Raw genomic sequence first — 11,817 nt, 5'->3', positions numbered from 1 at the left:
ATATTTCCTTTAAACTTTTTATCCTGATCTTTTGGATTGCCTATGGCAGTTGCTTTTGCCGTGGTTAATAAACCTGCCGTAGCTGCAACTGAAGAGCCGATGAATGTTCTGCGTTTCATTTTCCATACTTTTAAGTGTTTTAAAGATAAATTATTTAGATTTAATAATGGAATTTACTTCCGACAAGAAAAAGCTGGTAGAACTGGCGCATTACAAAATGCCATTTGGTAAATTTAAAGAGCGTTACCTTATTGATTTACCCGAAGCATATTTGGTTTGGTTCCAGAGAAATGGTTTTCCTAAGGGTAAACTCGGGGAGCAAATGAGGGCTGTTCTAGAGATAAAAATAAATGGTTTGGAAGGGCTGATTAGAAAAATTAGGGAAGAATTTCCTGTGGATACCCAATAATTTCTAGTTGCATTTTGTACCTTTGAATCCCGTAATATAGAAGTGCGATATGCCAGATACTAAATATGTTTTCGTTACGGGAGGTGTAACTTCTTCACTTGGAAAAGGAATCATTGCAGCTTCCTTAGCTAAACTTCTGCAGGCAAGAGGGTATAAAACGACCATACAAAAACTAGATCCTTATATCAATGTAGATCCTGGTACCCTCAACCCATACGAGCATGGGGAGTGCTATGTTACTGATGACGGCGCAGAAACCGATCTTGATCTTGGGCATTATGAACGATTTTTAAATGTAAAAACATCACAGGCCAACAATGTAACTACAGGCCGGATTTACCAGAGTGTGATTGAAAAAGAACGCCGCGGAGAGTTTTTGGGCAAGACAGTGCAGGTAGTTCCGCATATTACAAATGAAATAAAGGAACGAATTCAAATACTTGGAAATAGCGGTGAATACGATATTGTTATTACTGAAATCGGGGGAACAGTCGGGGATATTGAATCCCTTCCCTATATAGAAGCGGTAAGACAATTACTATGGGAATTGGGGGATAACAATGGTATTGTAGTACATCTTACTTTAGTCCCATATCTTTCTGCCGCCGGTGAGTTAAAGACCAAACCAACACAGCACTCAGTTAAAACCCTCATGGAGAGCGGAATTAAAGCAGATATTTTGGTATGCAGGACAGAACATGAATTATCGGATGACATCAAACAAAAATTGGCGTTATTCTGTAATGTTAAAAAAGAAGCAGTTATACAATCAATAGATGCATCAACCATTTATGATGTACCGGTTATGATGCAGGATGAAGGTTTAGATACCGTTGCCTTGCAGAAACTTAACTTACCCGATAATACCAAGCCGGATCTGGATCAATGGAATGAGTTTCTGGACAGGCATAAACACCCGAAGTCTGAAGTAACAATTGGACTTATTGGCAAATATGTTGAATTGCAGGATTCTTATAAATCCATCCTGGAATCATTTATTCATGCAGGGGCGATAAATGAGGTTAAAGTAAATGTTAGGTCTATACACTCTGAATTTATCACGGCCCAAAACTTTGAGGAGAAAATGAAAGGCCTTCAGGGTATTCTTGTTGCTCCGGGTTTTGGAGAGCGAGGCATTGAAGGAAAGATTAAAGCGGTGCGGTATGCAAGAGAGAATGAAATTCCGTTTTTAGGGATATGCCTTGGAATGCAGATGGCCGTAATTGAATTTGCAAGAAATGTATTGAAGTTAAAGGATGCCAATTCTACTGAAATGGATGAGTATACGGATCATCCTGTTATTAGCTTAATGGAAGAACAAAAGTCAATCACCAATAAAGGCGGTACTATGCGTCTTGGAGCCTGGGAATGTCAGATAAAAGAAGGATCGCTTGTGCATAAAGCATACCATGGCAGAACTTCCATTTCTGAGAGGCACAGGCATCGTTATGAATTTAACAATGACTACAAAGAGGAATTTGAGAAAGCAGGTATGATAGCCTCAGGTATAAATACAGATACCGATTTGGTTGAAATAATTGAAATACCCTCTCATCCATGGTTTATAGGTGTACAATATCATCCGGAATATAAAAGTACAGTAGCCAATCCACATCCGCTTTTTGTAGGCTTTGTGAAGGCCGTATTGTTGCACAAAAGACAACAAACTAATGCCAGTTTGGCATAAACTCCACAATTGGATATATATTTGCAAACCATTTGGAACTATCCGTTCACAGGCATGAGCCAAAATTATTGCGGATTTGTATTTAAATTATATTAAATGGAAGAAAAGAAACTCGACATAAATTCCATCATTGGCTTTATACTGATCTTTGGAATTCTCATTTTTTGGTTTTACCAAAATCAGCCCACACCAGAGGAACTGGAGGCTCAAAAGGCGGAACGGGCTAAAGTAGAATCTCAGGTAGAAGTCGAAGAATCCACTGCGCCTGAGCCCGTTTTACAGGAATCACAGATTGATTTGCAAGACTCTGTTGCGATTGCCGATTACAAAAGTGCCATAGGAGGTTTCGGATTTACTTCAGCAAAGGAAGGAACTACCATTCTAGAAAATGAAGTCCTCTTCCTGGAGGTAAGCAATAAAGGGGGTCAGATAATTGAAGCCAGGATGAAGAAGTTTGTCACCTATGATTCAATACCCATTTATTTGGTTAAAGATGGCAATGCTTCTTTTGGAATTAATTTTACAACAAGAGACAATCGTGTATTAGATTCAAAGGATCTGTTTTTTGAACCCTCAATTTCACAGAATGGAGACAATCAGGTGCTTTCAATGAAGGCAAAAGTTGCTTCCAACCAGTTTTTGGAATTTCGTTATGAAATGAAGCCAAATGAATACCTGGTAGATTATACGGTGCGGTCTCAAGGGTTAAGCAGCGTAATAAATGATGCGCAGCCAATAAATCTTAACTGGAAATTACAGGGAATCAGGCATAATAAGAGTATCCAATATGAGAATAGGTACACCAGACTTACCTATAGACATGAAGATGATAAAATTAGCAAACTCTCCGAAAGTGGTGATGATGAAGAAATTGAGAATGAAGTTCGCTGGCTTTCTTACAGGCAACACTTTTTTAGTTCTATTCTTGCAACAAAAACACCTTTTGAGACGGCTACCTTAAATTCAAGGAATTTAGTGGAAGAGGAAAGTAAAGAAGCCAGGGTAACCAAAGAATTTGCTTCAGTTGCACCCTTAAAAATGGAGGGTGGTGAACTTTCTTATAATATGAATTGGTATTATGGGCCTACAGACATAGAAGTATTAGGGGAATATAAGGAATTGGGACTAGCCGATTCTATTCCATATGGCTGGGGAATTTTTGGTTGGATAAACAGATTTGTGTTTACTCCGTTTTATGGTTTTTTAAGTTCTTTTTTACCATTTGGAATTGCCATTGTAGTAATGACCATCCTGGTAAGATTGGTAATGTCTCCGGTTACATACAAATCGTATTTGTCACAGGCTAAAATGAAGGTTCTAAAACCTGAAATTACTGAGCTTACTGAAAAGTATAAGGACAATGCAATGAAGAAACAGCAGGAAACTATGAAGCTGTATAATAAGGCAGGAGTGAGCCCAATGAGCGGTTGTGTGCCGGCATTGTTACAATTACCTATTTTCTATGCCTTATTTATGTTTTTCCCTACCTCTTTCGCACTACGACAAAAGTCTTTTCTCTGGGCCAGCGATTTATCCTCTTATGACACAATCGCAGAATTGCCGTTTACCATTCCATTTTACGGAGATCATGTAAGTTTATTTCCAATATTGGCATCAGTGGCTATTTTCTTTTATATGATGATGACCACCGGGCAGAATATGCAAACCCAACCGGGTATGCCAAATATGAAATTCATCATGTATTTGTCTCCTTTGATGATGCTTTTCTTCTTTAACAATTACGCGAGTGGGTTGAGTTTATATTACTTTGTTTCAAACCTTATTACGATCTTTATCATGTTGGCAATAAAGAGGTTTATATTGGATGAGGACAAAATACATGCTCAGATACAGGAGAATAAAAAGAAACCCAAAAAGGAAAATAAGTTTCAGAGAAAAATGCGTGAGATGATGGAGCAGGCAGAGCAGCAGAAAAAGACCAAATAACATCTCACATTTCCTAAAAACAAAAAGCCCTGACATTTCTGTCGGGGCTTCTAGCTTTAAGTAGGTTTAATTTGGTAAGATTTGGGATTCCAAAGATGCACTATAGTTTTTCCAAAAAAAAAGAATAGTTGTAAAGGCTCATTTTTTGTATGCTAACAGTTTCAATTTTGATGTCTCCTTTCTTTTAGAAGAATCCCTGTCTTTTTTCTTACAAAAAACTCCCCTGATGAATCAAGGGAGTTTCAGCTATCAAATAATCGAATTAGTCGCCACTAAATCAATATTTTAATTAGTTTGTGGTATCAGGAAGAAGTACCGCATCCAAAACGTGGATTACTCCATTTCCAGCCTGAACATCTACGGCAATTATGCCTTTTCCTGTATTGCCTGCACCATCTGTAACATCGGCAATATTTGGGTCTGTACCAGGTAGGGTAATAATGATATCATCTCCTTCCAGCGTTGTAGCCGGTGTATCTCCAGCCGGATTAAGGTCACCTGATGTAATATTGTTTTCGCTCACTACATGGTGCAATAGTACTTGTGTTAAAACAACTTCTCCCGGAAGGTCACCCAAGGCAGTAAAAGCATCGTTAGTGGGAGCAAAAACTGTAAAATCAGGATTTATGCCATCCGCATTACTGCCTTCAGTCCTGGATAGGATATTTACAAAATCAGTTCCAGGTGTCAATGTTGTTAGGGCCTCAACTAGAGTAGAGAAATTAGGATCTGCAGCGGCAAAAGTTACTACTGTTGGGATATCAATTACCGTATCCACTGCATGTATGATCCCGTTGGATCCAACAACATCAGCAGTTGTTACTGACGATATTCCATTAAATTGAACTCCGTCAGAGGTATTGTAATAAAGGCTTAATGCATTATCTCCGGGGCCAGTAGCGCTGGTGTTAGTATAGCCGGCTACTCCTGCAACAAGGTCAGTTGAAGTAACAGCGTCTCCAATAACGTGATTAAGAAGGATTTGAGAAAGGACAGCAGTATTTACGTTTCCTAAGGGTGTTCCATCCAGGAAGGTTTCAAAAGCTGCATTATCCGGAGCTAAAACCGTAAAGGGTCCATCACCACCTAAAACATCAATTAAATTTCCATCCGCTGCACCTAATGCTACTACTAAACTGCTAAAATCTGCATTTACTGCAGCATGAGTAAGGATTGAAGGGATAGGAATTACTGCATCTACTATATGAATGGTTCCATTGGAAGCATCTATATCTGCTCCTCCGTCTGTAACAGCAGAAACGTTATTAAATCGTACGCCATTCGCAGTATTAAAATAAATGCTGATGTTATTATCATCTGCTCCTGAAGCATTCGTACTTGCATAGCCTGCTCCTGAAGCAACTAAATCTCCGGAAGTAATATCGGCTGAAATTACGTGGTTTAATAAAATTTCTGCCAAAACATCTGTTGGCACATCGTCTAGGGATGGGAAATTGTTAGCTGCTAAAAAAGTTGTAAACGCTGCATTGGTTGGAGCGAGAACCGTAAAAGGTCCATCTCCTTGCAATACATTTACTAAATCTCCATCTGCAGCTTGAAGTGCTGCAACAAGTGATGCAAGCTCTGGGGTTGCCAGTGCAATTTCAACAATGTTTTGTTCGGTGGGTAGAATTACCGAACCACCATTGTCATCGTTAGAACATGAAAACGATACTACCAAGGCTGCTGAAGCCAGAATCGCTTTAAAAAAATTAGTACTTAATTTCATTTTTCTGATTTTATATTAAATTAATTATTTTGTTCAACGAAAGTATTAAAAAAGTTAAACGTAAAAAGATATTTATTATTTGTTTAACACTCCCTTAAAACCTATTTTTTTGTATTTAATGAACCTTTATAGGCTTTAAACTCTCGTTTTTTAGGACTAAATAAAAGATGAAGATAAATTAAAATGGTTGCTTTTGTTTAATAATAAATATATATAATTTAACAAAATATTTGTATGCATGAAGAATTCTGAGTATGGTGGATATAAAAAAAACTGCCGTGATTACGGCAGTTTGAAGTTTTAGAGCGAAAACTATTCCTTTACTAATTAGTAGTGTCCGGGATCATTACTTCTGTAATAAGATGCACGACACCATTTATAGCCTGAAAATCCGAAACGGCTAGCACAATTTCTGAATTGCCAGAACCGTCGGTAATTGTAATAAGACCAAGCGATGATGAAAATGTAATATCATCTCCTTCCAGCGTCGTAATTGTAGATTGATCTGTTAGATCTTCGGAACGGTTGTTACCATTCGCTACATGATGTTGCAATACCGATGTTAATAAAGTCTCATCAATATCTTCTACGGTATTCCAGTCGTCATTTGTTGCCAGCAAAGCGTCGAAAGCTATGTCGGCAGGGGCAAATACCGTAAATGGTCCCGTACCCGATAGAAGTGTGGCGAAATCCGTTCCTGGTGTTGCAGTGGTTAAGGCAGTAGTTAACTGTTGAAAGTTTATATCCGTGGTTACAAAAGTAACGACCGTTGGAAAATCAATGACAGCATCCACCGTATGAATAACACCGTTAGAAGCACTTATATCTGCGTCAACTACATTGGAAGCACCATTGAATGTTACAGTAGCACCAGTGGCATCGAAATAAAGGGAAAGCTTTGTGCCGTCAGTTGGACCATCTGCCAGGGTCTGCGCATAATTCCGGGCCAGGGTTATAAAATTAGCGGCGTTTATTTGTGAACCAATTACATGGTTAAGAAGTAATTGTTCCAATACAGCTACAGGAACATCATTAATACTTGCAAAATTCCCTAGCGCTAAGAATAAGTCAAATGCGGTATTTGTAGGTGCAAGGACAGTGAAAGGGCCGGGTCCTTCCAGCGTGCTTGCCAAATTTGTAATTTCCAGGGCTTCAACCAATGTAGATAAATTTGGATCGGCCATGGCCAATTCAACAATGTTCTCTCCGGATTGTGAACCACCCCCATCGTCATTATTACAGGAGACGGCTGTAAAAATCATAAGAGTAATAATCAGGAAATTTTTGAAAATTTGGTACTTTTTCATAATTCATTTTTTTTATGTGATATAAAAGTGCAATATTTTTTGTTAGCATTTTTTTCGTCTAAGTAACTTTAGGATAATTTTAATATTCGGGTAAGGTCAATTTTACGATTTTCATATCATGATTGTTTTTTTACTATTTATGGTTTCCAAAATTTTTTAAAACACCAATATTATTGTATTTCATACTAATTCCATAACGTTTTCTTTCTAAACTATGGTATAGTCTTATCCTCTTAACCCAAATAATAGGCAAATTTTGTAATTTTGCTGCTCTTTAGCAAATATGAAAAAAGTAGTTGTAGGACTTTCGGGAGGGGTAGACTCTAGTGTGGCTGCATATCTGTTGAAAAAACAGGGATATGAGGTTATTGGCCTTTTTATGAAAAACTGGCATGATGACTCTGTGACTATTTCCAAAGAATGTCCCTGGTTGGAAGATAGTAACGACGCTTTGATTGTTGCCGAGAAGCTGGGTATTCCTTTCCAAACTGTAGATTTAAGCAAAGAATACAAGGAGCGCATTGTAGACTATATGTTTCGGGAATATGAAAAAGGCAGAACACCCAATCCCGATGTACTATGTAATCGGGAAATTAAGTTTGATGTTTTCCTGAAAATTGCTATGCAATTAGGTGCAGATTTCGTGGCAACAGGACACTATTGCAGAAAAGGAGAAATTTTGGATGCTACCGGGGCCAAGACATACAGGCTATTGTCAGGGGTAGATGAAAATAAAGATCAATCGTACTTCTTGTGCCAGTTGTCCCAGGATCAATTATCCAATACACTTTTTCCGATCGGAGAATTGACAAAACCTGAGGTAAGGAAGATCGCCTCTGATAATGAATTAATTACGGCGGATAAAAAGGATTCCCAGGGGCTTTGCTTTATAGGAAAAGTACGCCTCCCCGATTTTTTACAGCAAAAGCTGAAGCCAAAAAAAGGCCCCATAGTGGAAGTTCCCAGTGATGTGCCCCAATACCAGCGAACAGTACCTCCCTTTAAAACTAAATTTGAGGAATTGGCCTATTATGCTCAAAAGCCAGTTTATGAAATTACTGATGGCGCAGTCGTAGGCCAACACCAGGGTGCTCATTACTTTACCAAAGGACAGCGAAAAGGTCTGGATGTTGGGGGGACTCCTGAGCCCTTATTTGTTATAGAAACTGATGTTTCGCAGAATATCATTTTTACCGGACAGGGAAAAGCACACCCCGGGCTTTACAGACGCACCTTGTTTATAACAGATGATGAACTGCATTGGGTTAGACCCGACCTAAGTCTTAAAGTAGATGAATCCATGGAGGTTAGGGCAAGGATACGTTATAGGCAACCGCTCCAAAAAGCAATATTATACAAGGTTGATGCCGGGCTTTATGTTGATTTTGAAGAGAAACAATCTGCTATAACTGAAGGACAGTTCGCAGCCTGGTATATAGATAATGAGCTTGTTGGTTCCGGAGTAATTTCTTAATTTTTCAACAAAACAATCAGTACTTTTATAACTCCGGTTTAGTTCCGGTATTTAGATTATCACTCTATGCAAAATAGACTATGCACACTTTTCGGAATTGAGCACCCAATTATTCAGGCAGGTATGATTTGGGCAAGCGGCTGGAGGCTGGCCTCAGCGGTATCCAATGCAGGAGGACTGGGGCTTATTGGCGCAGGGAGTATGTACCCGGAAGTTCTAAGGGAACATATTCAAAAGTGCCAGCAGGCAACGGAAAAACCTTTTGGAGTTAATATACCCATGCTTTATCCGGATATTGATAAGTTGATGGAAATCATAGTGGAACTAAAGGTCAAAATTGTATTTACCTCCGCCGGTAATCCAAAGACCTGGACTAAATATTTAAAAGAAAACGGGGTAACCGTGGTACATGTTGTGAGTAGTGTCAAATTTGCTTTAAAGGCCCAGGAAGCAGGAGTAGATGCCGTAGTTGCAGAAGGATTTGAGGCCGGGGGTCACAACGGAAGGGACGAAACGACTACACTAACCCTAGTCCCGGCAGTACGGGAAAAAATAAATATTCCATTAATAGCTGCCGGAGGTATTGCTACCGGAAGTGCCATGCTTGCAGTAATGATTCTGGGGGCAGATGGGGTACAGGTAGGCAGTAGATTTGTAGCAAGTGATGAGGCATCTTCCCATCATTTGTTTAAAGAAAAAGTTGTAGAGGCCGGAGAAGGGGATACCCATTTAACGCTCAAGGAACTCACTCCGGTAAGAATCCTCAAAAACAAATTCTACCAGGACGTGCAGGCAGCTTATGAGCAGGGTTATGGAACAGAGGAGTTAAAAAGTTTATTGGGTAGGGCCAGAGCTAAACGAGGCATGTTTGAAGGTGATATGGAAGAAGGAGAATTGGAAATAGGTCAGGTTGCGGCACTTATCCACGACATTAAACCCGCTTCCGAAATTGTTGAAGATATGATGCAGGAATTTAATGACGCCAAAAAAAGATTGGCAGATTTATAAATAAGACAGATTGTATTCTTTCAAGTTTTAACCAGCTCAATAATTTACATATAGTTACAATTTTACCCTAAGTACATAACTATCTGCTGTAATATATAATGCCGATTTGTCCGTATTGAAAGCACAATTTGAAGTAGCTTGTCCGGTTTTAATTTTGCCCAGTACTTTTCCCTCGGGAGAGAAAATAAAAACTCCTCCGGGCCCCGTTGCAAATAAGTTCCCTTCATTATCCACTTTTAAACCGTCCGGCAGGCCTTTTTCTTTACTGACAAGTTCGGTGGCATCAAAAAAGAGCTTAGCATTACTAATAGAACCGTCCTCCAGGACATCAAATACTTTCCATATAGCCAGTTCAGGATCAGAATTCGCCACATACAGTTTCTTCTCATCTGGTGAGAACGCAATGCCATTAGGTCTTGTAAATTCAGTAGTTAAAAGAGTTAACTCTCCTTCTTTGCTCAGCCTGAATACCCCCTGATAGTTCAGTTCTTTGCCCGGGTCATCCATTCGCAGTGGCAGACCATAAGGAGGGTCTGTAAAATAGAGGTCCCCGTTACTTTTATATGCCGCATCATTGGGGCTATTGAATCTTTTACCTTTATAAGCGCTGGTCAGGGTTTTGTAGTTGGCGGTTGGCTCCGAAACCGAACTTTGCATTAGTGCGATCTGTCTTTCCCCATGCTGGCATAGTACCAGCTCACCTTCGCTATTTAGGAGTAAACCATTAGCCCCCGGTTCTGATCCTCCAAATTCTTCACCCATAAAACCTGAAGGTTTTAAATATAACTTTGCTTTTTCTCCTTCCTTCCAACTATAAATTGAATTCCTCGGAATGTCTGTATACAAAAGCATCTCCTGTTCTGGCAACCAAATGGGGCCCTCCGTCCAGTCATGTCCTTCCGTGATTACTTCAATGCTATTTTCCTTGGGTACTATAGACCAGAGACTTTCTTCATAGGCCTCAATCTCGCCTTCTTCAAATATCGTGGTCGCATATGGCTTTTCCTGTTCTTTAACAGAATTCTCTTTTTTTTCGGTTTTGCATTGAAGCAGGATTAAGGCGTTTAATGCCACAAGGCCCAGGTATAATATATTTTTCATATTCTTTGTATTAAGCTCAGTACAGACTGTAATCAAATTAATTTAAATGATTTTAGTCAGGTATAGTGCAATTTACCAAAATACCTGCTACTGCTGCAGGATCCTGATGTCCTTAATTAAACGGGTTATCTCTAGATCTTTAGTGCCGTCGTAGATTCCGCGTATTTGCTTCTTTTTGTCAACAAGCACAAAATTCGGAGTATGGATAAAGTCCTGCAGACCTCCATCGCCTTGATCAACCACGGCGAAATAATTTTTACGAGCCAATTCATAAATGTGCCTTTTATTACCGGTAGTAATATTCCATTTTGTATCAAGTGCTCCATTTTTAGAGGCATAGTTATATAAAACGGGCACACTGTCATACTCGGGGGTTACAGAAAGCGACAATAATTTTACATCTGTATCATTCAAAAACTCCGTTTGCAATTTTTCCATATTATTGGTCATAACAGGACAAATAGTGGGACAGCGGGTAAAGAAGAAATCGGCTACATAGATTTTACCTTCGTAATCCTTTTCGGTTATTGTATCCCCGTTTTGATTGATAAGACTAAAAGGGCCAATTTTATGGTTAGTATTCATATCTTGAAGACTCCTGTCTACCAGTTCAGGATTTAAATCTGCGGGATTATAAACTGCCGGTTGTTCTTCCCGAAACCAATAGGAAAGGAAAATCAATAAGGATGTAAGCACCAGGAATATAATTATTCCCTGCCTTAGATGTGGGTTTTTAAAAAATTCAGTCTGCAATGATGCTTGTTTATAAACTTAATCTAATTAAGGGTACTAAGAGATATATTCTTCTACTGTTTTTAGAGTATGGAATTATCTATTTCAATATCGGCATTTTCCCAGGCTTTATCATATTCGGCTTTAATAAGAGCAGCCTCGTCCATTTTACCCTGAGCGGTAAGACTTTGATACAGTCCCATAAGCGACCAACCGTTTTGCCTTAATACTTCCAGGTCTTCCTTATAAATAATCTCAGCTTCTTCAAATTTATTGGCTATTAAAAGAACAGCACCAAGGTTTTGACGAGTTGGTACATGCCATGCCGCAGGTTCGGTATAGACCAGTTTATCTTCCAGGGCAACAGCATTTTTTAAATGTTCAATTGCTTTGGGCAAGTCTCCGTTAAGTGAGGCCAGTTCA

At 39.1% G+C, this 11,817-nt stretch carries 9 protein-coding genes and 1 pseudogene; 5 read left to right on the top strand and 5 right to left on the bottom strand.

Features of this window, described 5'->3' with window-relative positions; all coding sequences use genetic code 11:
* Positions 1-166: 166 nt before the first annotated feature.
* From Q0X89_RS05085 to yidC, 3 genes are all read left to right on the top strand, one after another.
* Positions 167-409: a DUF3820 family protein gene (locus Q0X89_RS05085; RefSeq protein WP_297691781.1), complete on the top strand. Its 243-nt coding sequence runs from the start codon at positions 167-169 to the stop codon at positions 407-409.
* Positions 410-458: 49 nt separating this feature from the next.
* Complete coding sequence (locus Q0X89_RS05080) at positions 459-2,096, top strand: CTP synthase (protein WP_297691779.1); 1,638 nt, start codon at positions 459-461, stop codon at positions 2,094-2,096.
* Positions 2,097-2,192: 96 nt separating this feature from the next.
* Complete coding sequence (yidC, locus tag Q0X89_RS05075) at positions 2,193-4,043, top strand: membrane protein insertase YidC (protein WP_297691777.1); 1,851 nt, start codon at positions 2,193-2,195, stop codon at positions 4,041-4,043.
* A gap of 289 nt (positions 4,044-4,332) precedes the next feature.
* Here yidC and Q0X89_RS05070 read toward each other — a convergent pair whose 3' ends face one another.
* On the bottom strand, positions 4,333-5,772 hold the full coding sequence (locus Q0X89_RS05070; RefSeq protein WP_297691775.1) for a fasciclin domain-containing protein: 1,440 nt from the start codon (positions 5,770-5,772) through the stop codon (positions 4,333-4,335).
* 323 nt (positions 5,773-6,095) lie between these two features.
* Positions 6,096-7,079: a fasciclin domain-containing protein gene (locus tag Q0X89_RS05065; RefSeq protein ID WP_297691773.1), complete on the bottom strand. Its 984-nt coding sequence runs from the start codon at positions 7,077-7,079 to the stop codon at positions 6,096-6,098.
* Positions 7,080-7,362: 283 nt separating this feature from the next.
* On the opposite strand from Q0X89_RS05065, the gene mnmA reads away from it, so the two are divergent.
* Positions 7,363-8,553: a tRNA 2-thiouridine(34) synthase MnmA gene (mnmA, locus tag Q0X89_RS05060; RefSeq protein ID WP_297691771.1), complete on the top strand. Its 1,191-nt coding sequence runs from the start codon at positions 7,363-7,365 to the stop codon at positions 8,551-8,553.
* A 66-nt stretch (positions 8,554-8,619) separates the two neighbouring features.
* The gene (locus tag Q0X89_RS05055) at positions 8,620-9,561 is read left to right on the top strand and encodes a nitronate monooxygenase (RefSeq protein WP_297691769.1); all 942 of its coding nucleotides are present in this window, start codon (positions 8,620-8,622) and stop codon (positions 9,559-9,561) included.
* 54 nt (positions 9,562-9,615) lie between these two features.
* On the opposite strand, the gene Q0X89_RS05050 is transcribed toward Q0X89_RS05055, so the two are convergent.
* From Q0X89_RS05050 to Q0X89_RS05040, 3 genes and pseudogenes are all read right to left on the bottom strand, one after another.
* Entirely contained in the window at positions 9,616-10,662 is a 1,047-nt protein-coding gene (locus tag Q0X89_RS05050) for an SMP-30/gluconolactonase/LRE family protein (protein ID WP_297691767.1), read from the bottom strand.
* 87 nt (positions 10,663-10,749) lie between these two features.
* Positions 10,750-11,415: an SCO family protein gene (locus tag Q0X89_RS05045; protein ID WP_297691765.1), complete on the bottom strand. Its 666-nt coding sequence runs from the start codon at positions 11,413-11,415 to the stop codon at positions 10,750-10,752.
* A gap of 62 nt (positions 11,416-11,477) precedes the next feature.
* A pseudogene (locus Q0X89_RS05040) lies at positions 11,478-11,817 on the bottom strand (hypothetical protein); the annotation flags it as partial.

The sequence above is a fragment of the uncultured Eudoraea sp. genome (assembly GCF_947258525.1).
In the GTDB taxonomy this organism is placed as follows: Bacteria; Bacteroidota; Bacteroidia; order Flavobacteriales; family Flavobacteriaceae; genus Eudoraea.
This window is presented reverse-complemented; position numbering and strand designations above follow the sequence as displayed.